Origin of the sequence: Gimesia chilikensis, from assembly GCF_008329715.1 — a bacterium.
GTDB lineage: Bacteria > Planctomycetota > Planctomycetia > Planctomycetales > Planctomycetaceae > Gimesia > Gimesia chilikensis.
Window position 1 is genome coordinate 489,483 of the sequence record NZ_VTSR01000005.1, and the last position, 23,963, is coordinate 513,445.

8 protein-coding genes are annotated in these 23,963 nt (G+C 51.7%); 1 reads left to right on the forward strand and 7 read right to left on the reverse strand.

Going from position 1 to position 23,963, the window contains the following annotated elements; all coding sequences use genetic code 11:
• The first annotated feature begins 16 nt into the window (after window positions 1-16).
• Complete coding sequence (locus FYZ48_RS06275; RefSeq protein ID WP_149338515.1) at window positions 17-1,234, forward strand: right-handed parallel beta-helix repeat-containing protein; 1,218 nt, start codon at window positions 17-19, stop codon at window positions 1,232-1,234.
• 225 nt (window positions 1,235-1,459) lie between these two features.
• Here the strand turns inward: FYZ48_RS06275 and FYZ48_RS06280 are convergent, their stop codons facing one another.
• From FYZ48_RS06280 to FYZ48_RS06310, 7 genes are all read right to left on the reverse strand, one after another.
• Entirely contained in the window at window positions 1,460-1,795 is a 336-nt protein-coding gene (locus FYZ48_RS06280; RefSeq protein WP_149338517.1) for a hypothetical protein, read from the reverse strand.
• 135 nt (window positions 1,796-1,930) lie between these two features.
• Window positions 1,931-2,533 (reverse strand): hypothetical protein, encoded by a 603-nt coding sequence (locus FYZ48_RS06285; RefSeq protein ID WP_149338519.1) that lies wholly within the window; start codon window positions 2,531-2,533, stop codon window positions 1,931-1,933.
• A gap of 349 nt (window positions 2,534-2,882) precedes the next feature.
• Window positions 2,883-4,433 carry a sulfatase gene (locus FYZ48_RS06290; protein ID WP_149338521.1) on the reverse strand — a complete coding sequence of 517 codons (1,551 nt, stop codon included), beginning with the start codon at window positions 4,431-4,433 and terminating at the stop codon, window positions 2,883-2,885.
• Between the two features lie 141 nt (window positions 4,434-4,574).
• On the reverse strand, window positions 4,575-9,272 hold the full coding sequence (locus FYZ48_RS06295; RefSeq protein ID WP_149338523.1) for a choice-of-anchor Q domain-containing protein: 4,698 nt from the start codon (window positions 9,270-9,272) through the stop codon (window positions 4,575-4,577).
• A gap of 99 nt (window positions 9,273-9,371) precedes the next feature.
• Window positions 9,372-12,188 (reverse strand): choice-of-anchor Q domain-containing protein, encoded by a 2,817-nt coding sequence (locus tag FYZ48_RS06300; protein WP_149338525.1) that lies wholly within the window; start codon window positions 12,186-12,188, stop codon window positions 9,372-9,374.
• A gap of 395 nt (window positions 12,189-12,583) precedes the next feature.
• Window positions 12,584-17,464 (reverse strand): choice-of-anchor Q domain-containing protein, encoded by a 4,881-nt coding sequence (locus tag FYZ48_RS06305; protein WP_187781891.1) that lies wholly within the window; start codon window positions 17,462-17,464, stop codon window positions 12,584-12,586.
• Between the two features lie 115 nt (window positions 17,465-17,579).
• Window positions 17,580-23,642, reverse strand: coding sequence for a choice-of-anchor Q domain-containing protein (locus tag FYZ48_RS06310; RefSeq protein ID WP_187781892.1), 6,063 nt, complete (start codon window positions 23,640-23,642; stop codon window positions 17,580-17,582).
• Between the last annotated feature and the right edge of the window lie 321 nt (window positions 23,643-23,963).

Sequence of the window (23,963 nt, forward strand, 5' to 3'; positions counted from 1 at the left end):
CAATCATGAGGCCGCCATGAATCGATTGAAGCCTGCTGAACTGACACTGGTCTCTTACTTCCTGACGGCTTTACTGGCAGTCATCCCAATCCACTCTGTATCCGCAACAGCAGGTGGCATTGAAGTCCGTGTGACGGACGATGATGAATTGCGACGCGCTGTCGCTAACGCGAAACCGGGGAGCACCATTCTGCTCGCTCCCGGTCAATATCGAGGCGGTTTGAGTTTCCACAGGTTACAGGGTACAGCGCAGCAGCCGATTGTGATTGCGGCAGCAGATGTTCGTCAGCCTCCGGTGATTGCGGGCGGGAACACCTGCCTGCACCTCATTCAACCAGCACACGTTGAGTTGCGAAATCTCATCTTCCAGGGAGCCCGTGGCAATGGTCTGAACATTGACGATGGCGGCTCCCAAAACAAACCGGCACAACACATTGTGCTGCGTAACCTGACCATCCAGAATATCGGTTCGAACGGAAACCAGGATGGGATCAAGCTGTCGGGCCTGGCTGATTTCCAGATTCAGAACTGCACGGTAAAACGCTGGGGACAAAAAGGCTCCGGCATTGACATGGTGGGCTGTCAGCGGGGAACGGTTTCCGGGTGCACGTTTCTTGAAGGAGACAAGATCTTCGGAAACGGGGTACAGATGAAAGGGGGCAGTCGCGACATCACCGTGAGCCGTTGTCGCTTTGACAATGCGGGTGGCCGGTCGATTAACATTGGAGGCAGCACCGGGCTGGAATTCTTTCGTCCTGAGCCTGCGGGATTTGAAGCCCGCGATATCACCGTCTCGGACTGCACGTTCATTGGTTCCATGGCGGCGATTGCCTTTGTCGGCGTGGACGGAGCTCACGTGCATCACAATACCATTTATCGACCGACCAAGTGGGTTTTGCGAATCCTGCAGGAAAACAGGCAGAGCTCATTCGTCCCTTCGCGCAAGGGCCGTTTCACCAACAACCTGATTGTGCTGCGCTCGAACGAAGTCGGTGAAGTCGTTAACATCGGCTCCCAGACCGCCCCGGAAACATTCGAGTTCGCAGACAACTGGTGGTACTGCCTGGACCGCCCCGAGCGCACACGCCAACTGGTAAGGTTGCCCACACAGGAAACCGGCGGATCGTATGGCCAGGACCCGAAGTTCAAAAACCTTCGTGGTGGTGATTTCTCGCTTCAGACAGAGAGTCCTGTGAAGGATGCCGGGACCCGACACATAGAAGCGCCGAAGTAGAGGCATTGTCGCCGCATCGGGGTTTTCTTTTGCGATGCAGAATCGTTAGTATCAAGATGCGGCAACACTACAGACTCAAAAGCTCCGGCCCCCCGGATCGACAATCGGACGAGCCGGGTTCGCAAATGCCGGAAAACATGGAGGTTATGAACTCCGATTCCGCCGCTTGTAGTAGTCCTGTTGGCATGTTTTCGGGTGGCCGGCCTGATCCGTTTGTTCAATTGATCAATGAAATGTGTCCCGCTCAAGCGGAACGGACAGTTTCCAGTCGAACGGCGTGATTTGCTCGCCAGCGACCTTCAACGCCGCCAGTGCATCTTCCTCGTCGTGGCTGAACCAGTTTGCCCCATCGTGCCAAAAGACGCCGCACAGTGCCCCGCCTGCTCCCGTATCCACTCGAAACACTGATAGGATTCTCTTTCCTGACGGAAGTAGTGTTAGACCATGAATCCAGTAGATCCCGCTGTCATCAGCAATCTGGTTTGGGTTCAACACGTCCATCTCGCCTTGGTCACCGCTTTCCCGCAGAACGAAAGTGGGTGAACTGGCAAGCAGATTCAATCATTGGATTATGTCGGTGTCTTCGATCATCGGCAATGTTGTTGCAAAATTGAAAACTCAAAAACTTCTTTCAAAAACCGCCCATTCCGGTTGCCTCACTTGCCGCTAATCGGCAAGTCTGACCACCTTTTTCTATCAAAACACTTGAATCACTGTCTCCGTAACCCCCGATGTCGTGTCGATGAACAGGTATGCGGCGGCTTCATCGTGGAATAACTCGCAGTCGGCCAATTTGATCTGTCCGAGAAAATACATCGGGCCATTTTCGTTGATCGGCCATGCCGGATTCTGAATCCACCTTGGCGGTTTCTTATAGTATTTGAACAACTCCAACAACTTCTCCCGCAGCCATTTCTTCAATTCTGCAGGTTTCATCTCGCCAGCATCGGTCAGCAGGCTTTTGAGGTAGGCTGAATCCGCACAGAGCCATTTGGGTTGGGCATCCAGCATTAGCTCGTAGAGATCGGAATGCTCCGTGGAGGGTTGGAACTGAATCCCCTTGCGTTGCAAGAACATCTCCATCGCCCCTTGAGCATTCAAGACGCCACCGGGATCGTCGTAGTTCAAGCAGATGATGAAATCGAACGGGTTTGTCTTGATATAGCAGTCGTGCCATGACAGTGAATCGTCCTTGAGCAAGTCCTCGATCCGGCTGTCGTTGTAAACGTGCTGCTCGAAGTCCTTGCTGTCAATTCGGCCTTCGACAAAATCAAGAATTATTTGTTCTGGTTGCGTCATGGGTTGCCGCCTTCTGATTCTCAACTGCGTAACTATTCGATGTTTTGGCGATCATTTCAGAAATACATGCACTGGCGAGATGAACTATGAATGCCCGACAAGAACGCCATCGAAGGGTTGAGCAAGCAGCCAAAGGCGAAGCCGCCACATGCAGGGCAAATTCCTTTCCCTCCCTTGAAGGGGCATCGTCTGACTCCGTTGACATCTGCAAACTGAAGCAATGGAAACCGTCTCTCTACTACAAAAGTGTCACGAATCTGAGAACACAGTGTAACATTTTCTGGGCGATATGAGAGAAGCTATTATGATTAAATCAATCTCTAACCACTTAGTCGCCCAATCGAATATACTACGGCGTTGCTTTCTTCTTTACCGGTTTGCCATTGCGTGGGAGTGGTTCGGGATAGCCGGCGAGGATTTGTTTGAGTGACTCCACTACCACCGGTTGTTCCTGGGCCAGGTTGCGTGTTTCTAACGGGTCGGTCTGGTAGTCGTAGAGTTCGTACTCGGCGGGGACACCCAGATTTTTGTAAGGCTTCCATTCCACCAGTCGATAACGTTCGGTGCGGATGGCGCGGCCCAGTTTCTGTTTGGGATAGGCGTGATACGCGTGGTTCCTCACGCGAGCACCGGGATTCTTCAGGACCGGGACCAGGCTGACGCCGTCGAGGGGCTGGGGCACCTTGGGTGCCGGAAGGCCGGCGAGTTCGGCCAGCGTGGGAAAGAGATCCACGCTTTCGGCGAGCTGCTGTGTGGCGGAGCCAGGCTGTGTGACTCCGGGAGCCGCGATGAGAATCGGGATGCGGTTGGCCTGTTCGTAGTTCGTGTGTTTGGTCCAGATGCCCAGATCGCCGAGGTGAAAACCGTGATCGCCCCACAAGACGACGATCGTGTTCTCGGCCAGTCCCAGGCGGTTGAGTTCGTCGAGCACCTTACCGATCTGGGCGTCGACTAAACTGGTGCTCGCGTAATAGCCGTGAATCAGTTGACGCTTGAGGTCTTCGCTGAACCTGGCATTTCTGTCGGTGGGCACGGGGCTGTAATTCGTAATCTCGCCGCCCCGCTTGCCGGCCACTTTCGGGGCGTTCGTGGGGAGTTCTTCATTCTCTGGCAGCGGCAGTTTGGACGGATTGTAAAGATCCCAGTACTTCTTTGGTGCGCTGAAAGGCAGATGCGGACGGGCAAAGCCGGCGACGATGAAGAACGGCGTCCCCTTCTGCTTGCGTCGATCCTGAGCGGCCTGGAGTCGCTTGACCGTTTCCGCGGCGACGCGACCGTCGGCGTATTTGATGTCCGCCACATCCGGTGCTTCAAAGGCGGCACCGCGGGGGAGTGACTTAATGCGATCGAGGTGCTGATTTGTGAAGTAGGCTTCTTCGCGGGTGAGCTTTCCCCCCTGCGTGCTGGCGGGGTCGAGGTATTCGATCACCTTGTCATGGAAATGCGGCACGCTGAAAGAAGCGGGATCTCCGTGGTTGCCGTGACCAATGTGAAAGACTTTGCCGAGGGATTCGGTGCGGTAACCACCGTGCTGCGCGAAGTATTGCGGCAGGGTGACGGCGTCGGGAACGATCTCGCGCAGCTGACTGCCCAGCCCGTATAAGCCGGTCGATGTGGAATGTGCGCCGAGCATGAGGGTGAACCGCGAGGGTGCGCAGACAGCCTGGTTACAGTAGGCCCGCTCGAAACGCATGCCGCGTGCGGCGAGAGCATCGATATTGGGAGTCTGTGCGATCGGATCGCCGTAACAGCCCAGCGCGGGCTTCAGGTCATCGACGAGAATCAGCAGCACATTAGGACGCTCTGCTGCAACAAGAGTGTTACAGAGGAAAGACAGACCACAAAGGGTCGGAAGCAAAAGACAGAGGAAAGGGTTCCGCGAATGAGACTTCAAAATCATCCTCCCGTTCGAGTGAGCGTTAAGGAGACGTACGGTCCCTGTACGACGAAAGTGAATCAGGACCAGCAGACAGGTTTCACTCTATTATGTCGGGCGGTGCGGGGAATTGAAACAGTTGTGTGCCGCGATTGCTGACCGGTCTTAAAACGGACTGAGTTCGGTGTTGTCGGCGAGTGAGCCGAAGAACTCATCTGTGGCGGATTCCCAGTCCGGTAGGTAGCGAACGCCGGGCGCCAGGGTGGCCTGCATGACGTCTGCGGCGCCGTCATGTTCATAGCCAAGCAGGTGACCGAGTTCGTGCAGGATGACGGTGCGGAGATCGATCAGACCGGCGGCTTCACTGTCGGGGAGTGCAATCAACGTCAGGTCGCTGACTGGAGAGAACTCGCTGTGCTCTGCGGGAGTGGTATCGATGAACCAGCCATAGCCGGCGGCGTTGACGTCGATGTAAATAGTACCGGCAGCGGCGCGGCCCAGGGTCTCATCTGCAAGGTCAACGACTTTGATGTCGATCTCTGAGAGCGTTTGCTGCTGTGCCGGGGGGAGCTGTGGAGTGCTCTCTGCAACTGTGGACTCCAGCAGACTCTCGGCGGTTGATTGCTGGATGGTGGTTGCGGTTTGTGATGGTGGCGGTGCGGGAGCGACCGTTAACAGTTGATTCCAGGCATCGGGGTAATTCAGGGGGTAAGTGACCGGAGTGTCCCCCGATTTATGCTTGCCATAGTTGGCCACGAACAGCAGCAGATCTTGAAAGCCGATCCGATCATTCTGGTTAAAATCAGCGAACCAGGCATATTCCGAGGAAGTCGTACTCGGTTTCTGATTATAGACGGTTGCAAACCGCAACAGATCGCTGAAGTTGATCACGTTATCGTCGTTGAGATCGTAAGGATTGGCGCTTATCTGTGCCTGGGAATCCAATTGCAGCAGATCTACTCCGATGGCACCATTGGACAGGTTGACTTCCGGATCAGCAAGAGGGTACACCAGCGTTTGTGTGTTCAGACTCTGACCAGCCAGATTCAGGTCAATCCCATCTTCTGGAGTCGATTCAAAACGAATCCGAGCCAACAAGGCGTGTTGATTCGTACCGACACTACCGAGACTGGTCTCGGCTGACAGGTTCATAATCATGCCATTCTGGTCGTCGATGGTACCGGTCTGATTCAAAGTGAATGCAGCACCATATTCGATACTGGTCGCGGTAGCTACAGTCGGATTATAATGTATATCTAAAGTGACCGAATGAATTCCCAGGTCAACAGCAGATGGCATACCGACCCAGATCTCCATCCAGTAGCCATCCCATTCACCAACCCAGTCTCTGCTCCCTGGGAGCGAACTGGCTTCGCCATTGGCATCAGTGACTGTTTTCGAATCAACAATATGGAATTCCAGCTGAACATGATCGGCCTGAACCTCGTAGGCTCCAATATCGATCGTCCCGCTACTGATTCGACTAAAGCCAGTCCCGCGTTGATCGTTCTCAAGTTCCGCATCAATGGCAACCGTATTATCGCCGGCATTGATGGCAGCGCTACCGAGCAGCAAAGCATGAGTTTTCGTGGGACCGCCATTGTCTCTCAATACCGGGTCCAAAAGACCTTCGATACTGTCCTGAATGATGCTGGTACTTTCTGTGAAGCTCCCGAAGATCTGAAAGTCTCTTTGAGCTGAATTTCCAGCTACGATACTGTTAATAATCTCTGGTGATACAAAATGACTATAAACTCCTCCTCCGCTGACTCTGGCCTCATTCTGCACAATGGTACTGTTAATTACCGTTAATGGTAATTCGCTGATCGAGTAGAGGCCACCGCCTATATTCGATGACTGATTTCCTGAAATCGTACTGTTGCTGATTGTCGCCGTTCCGGTCGAATTATTATATACAGCGCCACCAGAGGATCCGTTTGTATTCCTTGTGAAGAGGCTATTAAGCACGGAAAGTGTTCCTCCATTGCCTACTCCCCCACCGTTGGCGAATGCCGAATTTTTCTCGAAAATGCTGTTTTCCACAGTCGTCGTTGCAAAATAACTGTAAAATCCCGCTCCACTATGATGTGCTGAGTTTTCCGAAAAGGTTGATCCCGAAACGGTTATCTCGCCATTCTGTATGCAGATGCCTCCACCAAACAGTTCTGCAGAATTTTCTGAGAAATGGCTCTGAGAAATCGCAACGTGGTATGTTTCTTCATGAAATGGATTGACGTTGTGATAAATACCGCCCCCATCATTCGTAGTCGCAGAGTTCTTGATAAGTTCGCTTTCGGATACAGTCATGTCGCTGATTAAATTATAGATTCCTCCCCCATATTTTGACGAGTTCTGCGTAAAGGAAGACTGAGACACAAAGAAATAGTCTCCAGAAACGTTATAGATACCCCCACCAAAAACAGATGCAGTATTGTGCACAAACTGGCTGCCAAGAACCGTAAGGGATCCGGACTCACTGTAAATGCCGCCCCCCACTGGTGACCCGACAACATTAATCGCTGTGTTTTCAGAAAATGTAGAACCTTCGACAGTCGTAACACTTTGAAAACTGTAAATCCCAGCACCATCAGTGCTGGTGTTATTGGAAAAGGAACTGTCGATAACGTTCAGCACACTGTCAGTGCTGTGGATTCCCCCTCCGTGTGAAGCCTTGTTGGATAGAAAGTCAGCGTTGGAAACAGTAAGCCTGCCATCACTGGAATAAATTCCTGCTCCTTTAAAGATTGCCTGGTTACTTCTAAAACGAACATTATCCAGTGTGAGATCTTCAGTACTCCGAATAGCGCCGCCATCGTTTGCGTATCCGTTCTCAAGGGTAAGGCCACTGATCTCGATCTGTATCAGGTTCTGGAGGTCACTGTCATAAACATCAAAAATCCGACTGTTCCCGTCCCCGTCCAGTGTCAATTGATCGACCCCCTGCCCGAAGATTCTGAGGTCATCCTGAATCAGCAGTTCTTCAGAGAGTACGATTGACATCCCCGCCAGTGAGGCATCAAAGATAATCGTATCTGTTGTGGCAGCTACGTTTGCCAGCTTGACAGCTTCCCGCAATGACAGATTACCGAGGGAGTAATCGCCGTCGTCGACGTCCGAATTCGTATCTACCATCAAATGCAATGCATCCGTTTCAAAAGCGCCGATGTCGACGGTCCCCTGCAGAATCCTGCCAAAACCAGTACCGCGCTGATCTGTGATGAGACCGGCATCAGCGGCAGCTGAGTTATCACCGGCGTTGATGGCAGCACTGCCGTACACCAGGGCATGAGTTTGAGTGGGACCACCGTTATCTCTCAGAACGGGATCCAGCAGACCGGTCACGCTATCCTGAACAATACTGTTGCTGCTGGTATAACTGCGGTGAATCTGTGCATCCTGGCTCGCAATGTTGCCTGCTACAATTGTGTTGAGCAAAACGGGTGTAACATGGGAACTGGAAAGCCCCCCTCCCCGAGCTGACGAATTACCAGTGAAAGTCGAGTTGATCAGAGTTAACGACTCCCGGCTGGAAGAATCGATCCCCCCACCCTCTATGGTAGCCTGATTACCGGAGAGGGTAGAATTCACAATCTCGGCAGTCCCCTGAGAGAAGATATGAATTCCCCCACCAAAGCCTGCAGCGATATTTTCTGTGAGGGTACTATGGGAAAGGATCAGAGTTCCGGAGTTACCGATCGCGCCGCCGTTCGCATCGGAACGATTATCAAAAAACGTACTCTGCTCCACGGTAAGCTGACCCAGGGTGATCGCAACACCGCCTCCACTCAAATCGGCGATATTTCCGGAAAACAGACTGTCGCGGATGGTCATGTAACCAAAGACAAACTGGACGCCGCCTCCCCTGGTATCGGCATGATTGTCTGTAAACACCGAATTCGTAATCAGCGCATCCTGTACGCCAGGCTCGATCAGCACTGTCGAAGTATGATAAACGGCTCCGCCTTCGGAAGCCTGGGTAGGAAATTCAGGATCAGCTATTCCCCGGTTTTCGGAAAACTGAGAGTCATGAATATTGAGCGCTATGCGGAAACTGTAAATACCTCCCCCGGACTGCCCCTGATTTCGATAAAAAGTGGAATGGGAAACCGTGAGGTCCCCGTCCGTGCCAGCGAAGATGGCTCCTCCAGCTTTGTCTGCATTGTTCTCTGAGAAATCAGAGTTGGTCACCGTCAATGATCCCGCGGTGGAGTAGATGCCTCCGCCATGGCCGGGAGAAGTATCACCCAGTGCCATATTCCCGGTCAGTATGGAATTCTCAATGGTCACGGTACCACTGTCATTATAAATCGCGCCCCCCGATCCACTAGAGATGTTATTGGCGAGGGCTGTATCTATCAGGGAAAGCTGTTCCCGATTATGAATGGCGCCGCCTGCGATCGCGTACCCATTCGTCAACCTGAGTCCGCTGATTTCAACATCAATCGTCGTGCTACTACTGCCATCATAAATCTGAAAAATCCGACTGCTGCCATTTCCGTCCAGTGTGAGCTGATCGGGCCCCAGACCGACAATCGTCAGATCATCGGAAATCGAAATCTGGCTGGTCAGACTCACTGTCTGCCCTGCGAGAGAGGAGTCAAACGTAATCGTATCTGCACCTGCGTTCGCGTTGGCTTGTTCAATGGCGTCGCGTAGACTGCCTGCTCCGGAGTTGTCTGTGTTCAAGACCGTAAACGCAGTCAACAGCGTGCGTTCTTCCAGCGTCTCTACCTTATTCACAATTGCCAGTGGGGCGGCAGGTGAACCATGTTGGTGGTTCCGATTACCGCGCTGACGTGATTTTCGACTTTGAGTGTTGCGGAATTGTCGTTTGAGGTGCGAGAGCCAGAGCAGAGTAGACATATGATTTTTCTATTGAATAATGAATCGATCAAATCGGGTTGGAAAACGGAGTTACCCAGCACTGAGACAGAGTAACGGCCAGGATCGGTTTAAATATAATTAAAAATTCTGGAGCTCCATCTTGTCGTTAAGTTCGCTGAAGAAGGTATCAACTGTGGATTCCCAGTTCAGCAATCGACGCTCGCCGGGCGCCAGCGTGGCCTGCATGACGTCTGCAGCGCCGTCATGTTCATAGCCAAGCAGGTGTCCCAGTTCGTGCAGGATGACCGTTCTGAGATCGACCAGACCGGCGGCTTCACTGTCGGGGAGTGCAATCAACGTTAGATCGCTGGCTGGAGAGAACTCGCTGTGCTCTGCGGGGGTGGTATCGATGAACCAGCCATACCCGGCGGCGTTGACGTCGATGTAAATGGTGCCGGCTGCGGCGCGACCCAGGGTATCGCCTGCAAGGTCAACGACTTTGATGTCGATCTCGGAGAGCGTTTGCTGCTGTGCCGGGGGGAGTCGTGGAGTGATCTCTGCAACTGTGGCATCCAGCAGACTCTCGGCGGTTGATTGCTTAATATTGGTTGCGGATTGTGATGGTGGCGGTGTGGGAGCGACCGTTAAGAGTTGATTCCAGGCATCGGGATAATTCTGGGGGTAAGTGACCGGAGTGTCCCCCGATTTACGTTTACCATAGTTGGCTGCGAACAGAATCAGATCCTGAAAGTTGACCCGGTCATCCTGGTTATAATCAGCGAACCAGGCGTAGTCGGAAGAAGACTCGCTGGGCTTCTGCTGATAGACGGTTGCAAACCGCAGGAGATCACTGAAGTTGATCGCCCCGTCGTCATTGAGGTCATAAGGGTTGGCAAAGATTTGAGTAGCAGGATCAGTACCTCGAACTTCTTCACTGATACTGCTACCGGAAAACAAAATCACTGGATGATTTACTGTCAACTCGGGAAACTGCTGATTCAGACTGTTTATTTCCAGGTCCAGGTCAACTTTGTCTTCAACGAGAGATTCAAACCGGATGCGGGCAAACAAAACATGCTGATCGTCTCCCGCGGCAGCGAGACTGGTGTCAGCAGAGAGGTTCTCAATCGTCCCCGTCTGGTCGTTGATGGTTCCCGTCTGATTCAGACTGAACGCGGCACCGTATTCAATGCTGGTGGCAGTCGTGACCGCCGTGTTATACGTCAGCTCCAGCGCGACAGAGAGGATTCCCAACTCAGTCGTCAAGGGAGTGCTGATCCAAATCTCCAGCCAATAACTCCCCCATTCGTCAATCCAGCTCTTGTTTTCCGGAAGCGAAGCGACCTCTCCGTTGATTGAGGCTGTCGTGGGCGTATCCACAATTCGCAAATCGAGTTGTGTGAAAGGTCCCTGCACTTCAAATGCACCAATATCGACCGCGCCATTCACGATCCGCAGATGTCCGTCGCCGCGTACATCAAACACAATATCCTTATACTCGAAATAGGAATTATCCCCCGCATCAATGGCCAGACTGCCGGGCAGTAAGGCATGCGTTTTGGTATTCCCGCCATTATCTCTGAGTACGGGATCAAGCAAGCCGTCAATACTGTCCTGAAAAATGCAGTAACTTAACTCTAGTGTTCTATTCGTTTGCGAGAATTGCGGTGCAGCATTTCCTGCAATAATTGAGTTAGTGGCTCCCTTAAAAAAGTTACTGCTTGACGTACTTTCAATATAAACCGCTCCTCCACTTTCTCCTGCTGAATTCAATACAACAGTACAAGCGGAAAATGACAAGTAAGTCCCAAAGCCTGATGAGTAAAACGCACCTCCCAATTTTTCCGTTGTGTTATGAGAAATAGTGCTGTTTAAGATTCGCAAATTTCTACTGGAATAGAACCCTCCTCCCGCTTCTACCGCAGTGTTGTCATTGATTAAGCAACTCTCGAAATGAAGGCTCGTTGCATAACTGAATACGCCCCCGCCTTCTGTTCCTGCTGAATTGTATGAAAGAATCGAGTCAAAGACATCAATTTCTAAAGCTTGAGTAGCGTAATCTGAAGTAGAGAGATACAAACCTCCCCCTCTCAAAGCTGCAGTGTTCTCTCGAAATTCACATCGTGCCAGGATCAATTCGGACTCGTAGTTGGGAACGTCATAAACAGCTTCAGGCCACTTGGCAAAGAAAAACCCACCGCCGTAATTGGTTGAATTCCATGAAAATTCACAATCACTAATTTTCGTTGCCGTTTTTGTATTCTGATAGTGAGACAAAAGCTGTTGACCAACCCCTCCTCCGCGATCTGCTTCGTTTGAGAAGAATTTTGATTCTGAAATCTCAGCCCAGGCATTAATGACAGCCACTCCGCCCCCAGTTCCGATACACTCATTTTGGATAAAGGTTGAGGACGATAACTCTAAACCATGATAATAATCGTAGTATAAATATGTCCTACCAGAGGATACGGAAACGCCTCCTCCGTTATACTCGGCTTTATTATTGTAGAAATATGAGTCTGAAATAATGCACAGGAAATCCCGCTTCGAATTGACATTATTGTTTATATAGGAAATTGCCCCTCCATCTCCACCAGTCTCATTATTCAAAAATGAGCTATTTTGAACCGTTAAATATCTACTGGCAAATATTGCTCCACCACTTCCCCGTACAGACATATTCGTAAACTCACAGTCAGTGACGGTCAAATTTTTCGTACTGTAAATAGCCCGACCTTGTCCCACACCATCAAAACTGATCCCGCTAATATCAACTGAGTAAATATTGTCATCGTCGTAATCTCCAATATATATCAGGCTGAAATGTTGGTCTTCCGCACCATCAATCTGAAACGTCATCTGATCAGCGCCCAGCCCTACGATCGATAACTCATCCCGAATCTTCAGTTGCTCTGAAAACATAAATGACTGGCCAGCCAGCGCAGCGTCGAACACGATTGCATCCGCCCCCTCATTCGCGTTGGCCTGTTCGATGGCGTCGCGCAGACTGCCTGCTCCGGAGTCGTCTGTATTCACGACCGTAAACGTCGTCAGCAGCGTGCGGTCTTCCAGCGTCTCGGCCACAGTTGAGATTGCCGGTGGTGCAGCCGGGGAACCATATCGCTGGTTTCGTTTACCTCGCAGGCGGGATTTTCGATTTTGTCTGATCCGAAATTGCCTTTTCAGTCGAGGCAGCCAGAGTGATGGAGACATGGTGTGATAATCTATAATAATCGGAGTAAAGACAGATTCAGAGGAATAGTAACAGCATAGCAAAGTTCACATATGAATACCAATGCCGTCTGAACACAAATAAAGTGTCAGCAGCTCGAAAAATGAGTATCCCTGGTTTAAAACGGACTGAGTTCGGTGTTGTCGGCGAGGGAGCCGAAGAACTCATCTGTGGCGGATTCCCAGTCCGGTAGGTAGCGAACGCCGGGCGCCAGCGTGGCCTGCATGACGTCTGCAGCGCCGTCATGTTCATAGCCCAGCAGGTGTCCCAGTTCGTGCAGGATGACCGTTCTGAGATCGACAAATCCGCGAGCGGCAGAATTTCCATAAGGCGCTGCGATGAGCGTGTATGGCCCTGTCGCGTAGAATTCGCTGTTGTCATCGGGAGTCTGATCCACGAACCAGCCGTAGCCGGCGGCATTGATGTCGATGTAGATCGTGTCATGCACGGTGTTGCTTAAAACGCCTTCCGGAAGATCGACGATCTCCAGATTAACCTGAGCCAGTTTATCATTTTCCTCGGTTGTCAGTTGTGGCTCCAGGGAATCCACCACTGCTGCCAGTACGGTCTCTGCGGCGGCCTGTTCGAGTGACCGGGGATTGACCTGCGGCAGCAGTTCCGATTCGACAGCTAAATGTCTATTCCAGGCAGTGGAGAAATTCGTCGGATAAATAATCTCAGCATGACCGGCTTTACTCTTGCCGTAATTACTGGTGAAGAATATCAAATCGCGGAAGCCGACATAATGACTCTGATCCAGATCCGCGAACCAGGAAAAGCCGGAATCCGCTTCTCGGGGACTGGTCCGATAAACGCTGGCAAACAGGATCAGATCACGGAAGTTGATGTTGTCATCGTCGTTGAGATCATAGGGGTTCGCGAAGACACGCGTTTCGGGAGCAGCTCCCTGTACCTCTTCGGTTGCGAGGCCGCCGGTGAGCTCGATCACCGTCTGCTCAAGCGTGAATTCGGGACTTTGTGCGAGCAGCGTCTGGCCTGCGAGATCCAGGTCGATGCCGTCGTCGGCCGTTGATTCAAACCGGATGCGAGCAAACAAGACGCGCTGGTCGGCTCCCAGATCGGTCAGATCTGTTTCCGCTGACAGGTTGGTAATTGAACCGGTCAGATCATCAATCACACCTGTCTGATTGACGGTAAAACCGGCACCATATTCAATGCTGATCGCTGATGTGATTGCGGTGTTGTAAGACAGGTTCAGGGAGGCAGACAGAATACCCAGATCGGTGATTGTGGGGGTGTCGATCCAGATTTCCAGCCAGTACCCGCTCCATTCATCGACCCAGTCCAGGTTGTCAGGGAGTGAGGCGATTTCTCCGTTGCTGTCTGTGGTCGTTCTGGAATCAACCAGTGTCAGTTCGATACGAGAGAGGGGGCTCTGAACTTCGAAGGCACCGATGTCAATGGCGGCACCTTGATAGCGTTCAAAACCGGTCCCCCGCAAGTCATGAGTTGTTTCGCGTCGATTGATGATGAAGGAATTCACATTCCCCAGGGCTTCATCATCGCCGGCATCGATGGCAGCACTTCCCGGGAGTAGTGCATGAGTTTTCATCAGGCCTCCATTGTCTCGCAACACCGGGTCCAGCAGGCCCTCAACACTGTTCTGGAGAATGGTGTTGTATTTTGTGTAGTAGGGTAAAGCCTGAGGAATCGAAGGGGCGGAATTCCCGGCAATGATCGAATTTCTGATCATGCTGGTCACACTCCCTAACGAGTAAATACCCCCGCCAATCTTGGCTGCCGCGTTTCCAGTCAACGTGGAATTGATTATGACAAACTCAGCACCGGTAGTCCCGAATGCAATGCCGCCACCAACCACTAATGCAGTATTACCGGAAAGCGTGCTGTTTTGCAGAACCAGTTTCCAGTTGGAATAGATGGCCCCTCCCCAGGCATCAGCGGAGTTCTGATCGAAGAGACTGTTTTGCACCGTTAAATTCAGGGAATTATCATTGATGCCACCGCCATAGAGGCGTGCCGTATTTTTGACAAAAGTAGATCCGGAAACGAGTACATTCCTTCCGCCGGAAGCAATAGCGCCCCCCGAACTGGCACTGTTTTCCCAAAAGTGACTGTTTTCAATGAAGGCCGTGAAATAGGAACTATAAAGCGAGAGGTCTGACCCGAAACTCACAGCCCCTCCGTGAGAGGTTGTTGTATTCCCCTGAAAGGTACAATCAGTAATGCTCAATTCCGTAAAGACGGGAGTCAATGCTGTCGAGTTAAAATGGTAGATGCCACCGCCGGTGCCAGAACTGTTTTCGGTAAAGACCGTATCGTCGACGGTCAATACTCCATTCCGGACGTAAATCCCACCACCTAACGTATCACTGTGATTTTCTGAAAATGTACTGGAAGAAACATGCAGGTCACCGTCCTGAACAAGGATAGCGCCTCCCGAATAGAAGGTTTGATTTTCAGTGAAATCGCACCCGGTGACCGACAGCAATCCATCGGTACTGTAAATGGCGCCGCCATACCAGTCTGCGCTGTTACGAACAAACGTGCTGTTCATCACCGTCAGATCGCCGGCACTGTAAATGGCACCGCCATAGCTGCCGCCGTAAGGTGTGCTACTATTTAAAACACTGGCCTGATTGTCGACAAACGTGACATCAGATACGGACAAAGTTTCCAGACTGTGAATGGCGCCGCCACTTGTGTAGTGGGCAAAACCATTGGTCAGTGTGAACCCGCTCAACTCTACACTGATTGAATTCTCTGCGTCCCCATCATCGATGCGAAAGAGACGGCGGGTGCCGTCGCCGCTGAGCGTCAGGTGTTCGGCTCCGTGGCCAAAGATGGTCACATCATCGGAAATGACCAGCTCGTTGTAGATCATGAGTGTCTGATCGAAGAGACTGGCATCGAAGGTGATGAGATCCGCGGCCGCTGACTCATTTGCCAGCTTGATCGCTTCCCGGAGTGACAGATTGCCGGCGGTATAGTCGCCGTCATCGGTATCTGTGGCTGAGTCGACGAGGAAGTGCGATCCCAGATATTCGGACGCGCCTGCATCGACGGTTCCTCCGACAATGCGGGGATAACCCAGTCCCCTCTGATCAAGTAAAAGTCCGGTACTCTGGATAGCCGAATTGTCACCGGCATTAATGGCAGGGCTGTCTGTGAGTAACGCGTGAGTCAGGACAGCTCCGCCGTTGTCTCTTAAAACAGGATCCAGTACGCCTGCGATACTATCCTGAATAACATTATGGCTTCCTGTGAATTCACCGACAAAGTTTTCATAGAGCTGGGCACCTGATCCAGCTGAGTTCCCCGCAACAATGGAATTTTGAATTTCAATGTCACCAGTGAAAAAACCATAAATGCCTCCACCATTCTGAGTAGCACTATTGCCTGTGATGGTGCTGTTAAGAATGGTTGGCGTATCTTGCCCGTTGCTTGAGTTATAGGAAATTCCCCCACCACTACCTGAGGAAGTATTGCCGGAGATTATACTTTGGAGAATCGTTGAATGACCGGATTTGATCGCGATCCCCCCTCCAAATGAAATTGCCTGATTTCCAGAGATCGTACTGTTTTCGATCCTTAAATGATCATCAAAGGTACTGAGAATCGCCCCGCCATCTTTACCTGCGGTATTCATTGACATCGCAGTATTCAAGATGGTGACGTTTGTATCAAAGCTGTTTACTCCGCCTCCATTGACCGATGCTGAGTTACCAGTGATGTGACTATTCTGAATCGTAAGTATTCCATTCAGGCTGGAGATGGCACCGCCATTTTTATTGGCCGTGTTTTCCGTGAAGAGAGTGTCTGCAATCAGATGGCTCTCTTCCACATCAACAATCGCCTCAGAATAAATAGAGACACCACCCCCATCAGCATTTGTGGAGTTTCCCGTGAAAGTGCTGCTTTGAATCAGCAGCTGGCCGGTTGAATGGTCGATGCCTCCACCGCCGGCTGCAAAGCCCGAATTATTCTGAAAGCTACTGTTGGTGACAGTCAGACTGGCGTCCGTATTCTTGATTCCTCCGCCTGAACTCGTTGCCGTGTTGCCTGTGAACACGGTATCGAGAACCGTCATGGTGGCGATTGAGTTGCTGAAGGTCACCTTTTTATTGAAGACAGCTGCACCATCCCTGGCTGAGTTTTCAACAAACTCGCTGCCTGTGATCAGGACCGAGTTAGACTCATTTTCGATAGCCCCCCCATTCGTCTCTGCCACATTTTCTGAGAAGACAGAATTGTTAATCGACAGGTCCGCGGAGCTGCCATAATTATAAATGGCACCGCCGTGTCTTGAAGTGTTGGTATCAAAAGAGGAATTAGAAACTGTCAATGCACCAATCAGGTTGTAGATCGCGCCACCATAATATCCGGTTGTATTTCCGGTAAATGTACAGTCGATGACCGTCAGATCTCCACTACTCCGAATCGCCCCCCCTTCCACGACTGCTTCGTTATTCGTAAAGACACAGTCCTGCAAGCTTAGACTTTCGTAGCTAAAAATGGCTCCCCCATCGCTCAGATGATGCGGCCCGTTAAAGTCTCCATACCCATCAGCCAGCCTAAGCCCACTCATTGCGACTGAGAGTTTATTTTCTTGATAGTCGTTGATGTAAAAGAGTCGATTTGCTTCGTTCCCACTGATCGTTAACAGATCTGCTCCTAAACCGACAATCGTTACATCATCGGAAATGGCAAGCTCTTCGCTCAGGAAAATCGTCTGTCCCGCAAGTGAGGCATCGAAGGTAATCGTATCCGCGCCGGCACTCGAGTTAGCGGCTTCGAGGGCGGCGCGCAGACTCCCTGTGCCGCTGTCATCGTTGTTGGTAACCGTAAAGGTGGTCAACAACAGGCGATCCTCCAGAGTCTCACCTTTGGTGTGTGATACGAGCGCAGGTACTGAACCCGCATTTTGCAGTGAGCGGCGGTTCCTGTGTGAACGGGATCGCTTTGTCAGATGGCGGTAGAGACTCTGTTTCAGTGTGGAGAGCCACAGCGAATTATTCATGATCAAATCAGTGGGAAAGCGACTTGGAATGGAAACGTGCGGATAGTTGAAGATTACACCTTCGTATACTATCAGTAGCTGAACCAAAGACAATATGCAATCAACCAGAAACCGCCTATGTTTCGAAGGCCAGCAACTCCAATGTGTCGTTAAGTTCACTGAAATAATCGTCAAGCAGAGAGTGCTCTCCATCTGGAGCGGATATATCAGTTTTCCGGTCTCCAGCAGAGGCATTTCCGGTCGTCTGACTGCCGTCGACCTGGTTCTGAGTCAACGAGTCGGAGTTCTCATCAGCGAGGAATGTCTGAGTGTAAGGCAGAACGATCAGCGACAGCTGACTGAGATCAAGAGCCGAATTAAATTCCACGCCCCGGGTCGCGTGTCCCCAGTCCAGGCTATAAAGACCTGTTTGCGAAAAATCGTACTGTGGAGCAGTGAAGAACTGGGTGTCGGAATCGTCTTGCCCGCTTCTGTCGTAGAGTATCCCCAGAGTGGTCGCATCGATCACTTCACTCTGCACTCCACCGACGAGTTGGACGTGCAACTGGCTGAGCGAGAATTGTGGATTCACAATATGCTCCCGGCTGTCAGAGTAATCGTCTGCGTTCCGTGTTGCAGGGGACGCCTCGAACTGAATGCGGGCCAGCAGGACATACTGGTCGTCACCGACGTCGGTTCGCGCTGTTGTGGCAGAGAGCCCCGTAATCTTCCCCGCGCTGTTGTCGATCGTCTCCGTCTGATTTCCGGTGAAGGCGGGCCCGTATTCGATGGAGATCGCCTGTGCCACCTCCGGATTAAAATTCAGATTGAACTCTGCGGACTGGATTCCGGTAGTGGTTGAATCCGGAGTGCTGACCCAGATTTCGAGCCAGTGATTACCCCACTGGTCGATCCAGGTCCGATTCTCGGGAATTCTCGACTTTTCGCCCGTGCTGGAAGTACGCGTCCGTGAATTGGTAAACCGCATTTCGATTTGAGTAAAGGGGCTCTGCGCTTCATACGCGCCGATGTCCACACTTCCATCTTTAATGCGCTCGTAACCCGCACCACGCTGGTCTGTGGTCAGGTCGGCTGCTGTTGCAGCAGCATTGTCGCCCGCGTTGAGGGCGGCACTGCCGGGCAGGAGGGCGTGGGTCCAGGTTGGGCCGCCGTTGTCCCGAAGTACGGGATCGAGCAAGCCGTCGATGCTGTCCTGAATGATGTTAAAGCCGCCTGTGTAATCGCCATCTACCTGAGCGGATTCAGCGGCCGAATTGCCTGCGATAATGCTGTTGTTGATGAGAATCCTGGTGTAGGCAGAGCTGTGCTCCGCGGTAATGCCGCCACCGGAGTTCCCAGCTGAATTCGCCGTGATCGTACAATTGGTCACAAGCAAATTACTGGCGATCAGTATTGTGAGATTTGCCACATGAGGAGAATACGTGTTCGTTCTTACTGAGCTGAAATCAGCGCCGTTCAACATGCCTGTTGGATTCAGCGACTGAGAGATCGTAATCGTGTCCGGGGTAATGATGGGGAGTTCGGGAGACGATGCATTGTCAGTAAATTCAACTGACGCTGCCGGAAAAGTGATATTCTGATCGGTAAAATAAATCCCGCCGCCACTCACTCCCGCATGATTTCCCGAGATCGTACTATTCGTTAAATTCAGATAGTTTTCCTGGCTGAAAATGGCACCGCCTGCAATGGACGCTGTATTTTGCGCCAGGGTGCTTCCGGAGATTTGCAGTTTAGCACCAAAGGAGTCAAAGCAAATTCCCCCACCGTAGCTGGCGATATTTCTGGCGATCGTGGAATTCAGAATGGTCAGATGACGCTGACTTAATATGGCTCCCCCCGAAACCCGGGCAATATTCCGGGCAAGGTTGCAACTCTCAAGTGTCATTTGCCCATCGTGATGAAATATCCCCCCACCATCGGTGGCGATGTTGCTCAGGAACGTGGAATCCGTGATCAGGATCCCCGATGAATGGCGGGCCAGTTCGGGAAAGTGCTCATTAACCAGAACATCCGCATCCCAGAACCAACCCAAAAAGGGAGGATTGGTGCTGCCGTCATAGTGATTATAAAGGGCTCCTCCCGAACGCGCATGATTCTCTACGAAGCTGGTTCCCGTGATGGTGGTAAAGGCATATTCCACCCGATATTCGGGCAATGCAAACGTGAGAGACAGAGAAGGGGGGCAGGTGTAATAAGGTGTCGGTACTACTGGAATTTCCTCGAAATAGGTAACGCCCTGAGCATTGAATATCCCGCCCCCGTAATTGAACGCGGTATTACCCTGAAAGTGGCTGTCTGAAACCATCATGTTTCGTGCGGCGTTAAAGATTCCGCCCCCATTTTCACCGGCCCGATTGTCTGTGAACGAGGTTCGGTCAACCTTCAATAACCCACCGCTGTGATAGATGCCCCCACCATCATCGAATGCCCGATTGTCTGTAAGCCAGCTGTCGGCTATCGAAAGGTTTTCCTGGTTCAGAATGGCGGCCCCCTGCCCGGCCATGCCGTGAGTGAGTGTCAGGCCTTGCAGCGAGACATCAATCAGCGCATCCGTGCCATCGTCGATAGTAAAGATGCGACTGCCGTAACCGGCATCGATGACAATCGGAGTTGCCACATTCCCTGAAATCGTCAGTGTGTCAGAGATGACGAGTTCACTGTCGAGGTAGATGGTCTGTCCCTGAATTGCTTCCGAGAAAATAATTGTCGTCGCGCCTGCATATTGATTTGCCAGACGAATCGCTTCCCGGAGTGACAGCTGGCCCTCGGAATAATCGCCGTCGTCTGTATCAGAGAGTGTATCCACTACCAGGTGAGAGGCTTTCCATTCGACGGCCCCAATATCTACAGTCCCATCAAAGATCCGCTGATAACTTCCACCGCGCTGATCTGTGGTGAGTCCTGCCTCTTCAACGGATGCATTACTACCTGCATTGATGGCGGCGCTTCTCTGCAGCAGGGCATGTGTTTTTGTGGGACCGCCGTTGTTTCTTAAAACGGGATCGAGCAGGCCGTCGATACTGTCCTGAATAATATTGAAGCCACCTGTAAATACCCCAGTGAGCCGGGCGTTCTCTGGAGCGGTATTTCCGGCGACGATGCTGTTGTTGATCTGGTAATCAACGTGATAGAAATCATTTTCGGGAGGAACCAGATAGACGCCTCCCCCGGATACGCCTGCGGAATTACCGACGATGGTCGAATTTTGAATTTTGAGACTGCTGGAACTTCCCAGGTAGATCAGATCCAGGTTAGCTGCTCTCGTATCGGCAATAGAACTCGTTGAGAAAGCCTGAGAGCTGAAATCGGCCTGGAGGAGTTCTCCCGGTCCTAAAAGCAGGTCATCTTCGAACTCCCAACCATCTTCCCACGGTGAAAGTGGGGGAGCCTCAATCACCCACAGGACAGGGGCAGCTAGAGAATCATGTGGTGTTGAAAAAATTCCGCCGCCATAAATCGTGGCGCTGTTACCGGAGATGGTACTGTTTTGAATCTGCAAGGTCCCGTTATTGTGATAGATGCCTCCACCGACGCTGGCACTGTTTTCCGAAAAGGTACTTTCCCGAACCGTCAGCTTACTGTCTGCGTACAGGCCGCCCCCATTTTTCGCTGTGTTATCAGTAAAGGTGCAGCCGACGATTGTGTTGCCTGTAAAACCTGAACTCTCAAAGGCATCCAGCGCGGTCGAGTCACTTCCGCTGGCAGCGATGTCACAAACGGGGCAGGGATCTACCAGATCCCTTTGGTTCATATAAACTCCACCACCGGCTAACGCATGATTCTCAATGAAGCTGCTGCCCGCGATGGTCACCACATTTTTCTCCACATTCCAGGGCGAAAACAGGAGAATTGATTCCGGTTTCCCTGGAGCCAGCGTCGGAATTTCGAATTGCGCATTCCTGGCTGCGCCATAACTGCTGTAAATTCCACCTCCGTATCGGGAAGCGCTATTCCCGAAGAAGGTCGTATTGTTGACGAGCAGATCCTGGACGTTGTTGAAGATCCCGCCACCATTATTCTGTGCCACGTTATCTGCGAAGTACGAATCAGAGACCATCAACTGACCCCGGGCGTGATAGATTCCGCCTCCGTCTGCACTCGCTAAATTTTCAGAGATCGTACTGTTGGAGAGCGATAGATCCTCATAATTCAGAATCGCGCCCCCGCGGTCTGCGGAGCCGTGTATCAGCGACAGGCCGCTGATTTCTACATCGATCGCGGTAGAATTATTGCCGTCATCCACGCGGAAGATCCGGCTCTGGCCCCCTCCATCGAGCGTCAGCTGGTCCTGTCCCAGGCCGACAATTGTGACACTGGATGAAATCAGCAGTTCACTCTGTATCGCAATGGTTCCCCCTGCCAGCGCGTTGCTGAAGGTAATCAGACTGGGATCGACTGTACCTTCCGACAGACGGATCGCTTCCCGCAGTGAGAGCTGACCGCTGGAATAGTTGCCGTCGTCGATATCAGAAAGCGTATCTACGACCAGCGACAGGCCGTTCCATTCCACAGCGCCGATATCGACGGTCCCATCATAGATCCGCTGATAACCCCAACCACGCTGATCTATAGACGATTGTGCTCTGGCATTGCTGCCGGCATTGATGGCGGCGCTGCCGGCGAGCAGCGCGTGTGTCAGGGTAGAGCCTCCATTATCTCTCAGTACCGGATCGAGTAAGCCTGCGACACTGTTCAGAACGATGTTGTGGTCGCCGTCATAGTTTCCATAAATCTGACGGTTACCGGTAGAGGAATTACCTGCGACAATGGTGTTCTCGATTTTCGTGGTGAAATTAGACATCAGAGCCAGGCCGCCTCCGGTCTCTTCTGCGAAGTTTCCGGTGATGGTACTGTTCCAGATCATGATGTTGCTGTTGATGAACCTCATCACGAACATCACGTCTGATATCGAGAGATCCTCCACATCAGCGAGTGTCAGAGTGGAAGCAGGAGCGTTTTCCGTGGGATCGACCAGAGGGAGCGGATCAAGTGATTCATCAACAATGATGGGGTTGACCGATTCAGGCCCCGTAGCATCTTCCGTTATCGACAATAGAGGTAGATCGGTCAGTACGCTGGTGCCGCAGGTGTATTGCCAGGGCAGACTCGAGCAGACATAAAGTTCTCTCCCGTAGATTCCTCCCCCCGAGCCCTGCGCCTGATTACCCGACAGCGTACTGTTACGCATGCGCACTGATCCCAGGAAGGCAATTCCCCCACCATCGCCGCTGGCAGCATTATTGGAAATGGTGCTGCCGTTCAGCGAGAGTTGTCCTGAATAGCAGTCAATCGCGCCGCCACGCGTTGCCTGATTTTCTGCTAACGTACTGTCGTAAATTGTGAGCGAGGTATTCTGGTGATAGATCCCCCCCCCATCATTGAGTGCTTCATTCTGTTTCAGCTCTGAGTTGTAAATTGATAACTTTGAGACCGGGCCGTTATTGGGGTAGCTGGTTGAATAAATACCGCCACCTGATTTCGCTTTGTTTGCTGCAAACAGACTGTCGCTGATGCGCGCCACTTGATTATCGGAATTTTCGTGACGGGTATAAATGCCTCCCCCATTAACGCCGGCCTGGTTTTCAATGAAGCTGCTGCTTCCAATTGTCACGACGATCGTCGAACTGTAGATTCCGCCTCCGGAACCGCCGGCCTGATTCTGTTCAAAATAACTGTCAGTGACCTTCAGAAAATCTCCCAGCGCAGTAACCGCTCCCCCGTTTCCGCTTGCCAGATTATCTGTGAAATACATACCGGAAAGCGTGAGATTATCGTAGCTGAAAATAGCACCGCCCTGGTTTGCAGATCCATTTCTCAGAGTCAGTCCACTGATCTCCACATCGAATGGCTGATACAGGCCTGCATCGGAAACGGTAAGGTCACGAACATCGATCAGCGGTGGATTCAGTGGCTGATGGGTATCGCTGCGGGAATTGATTTGAAAAATTCGACTGTTGCCATTGGCGTCGATCGTCAACTGATTCGCGCCCAGGCCGGTAATGGTCACCGCATCTGTGATCAGCAATTCATCGGTAAGTTTAATCGTCTGTCCGGCCAGGGTGTCAGCGAATGTGATTTCATCTGCACCGGCTTCCGCATTGGCCGCTTCGATGGCAGCCCGCAGACTCCCTTCGCCGGAATCGTTGGTATTGACCACCGTGAAAGCAGTCAGCAGCATGCGCTCTTCCAGGGATTCGGCAGCATGCATCGAAACCGCACGAGCGATGTGCGGCGTATGTGAGCTGTGTTTCTGGAGCTGGCGTCTCCGATTGTTCTTACGAACACAGGACTGAAATCGGTCCTGCAGAACGGACAACCATGGAATAGAGAACATAAGTGGTCAGGCCCGGCTGTGAATCTAAAAAGAAAGTAACTTTTGATCATATGCACTATTTTTTCGTATAGTACTCTTCAACTGGGGTAAATACAACAAATAAACAAAGATCCTGCGATTTTCTTCGTATCTGTTCAGATAGCTCCGTTGCCCTCTGATTCGACG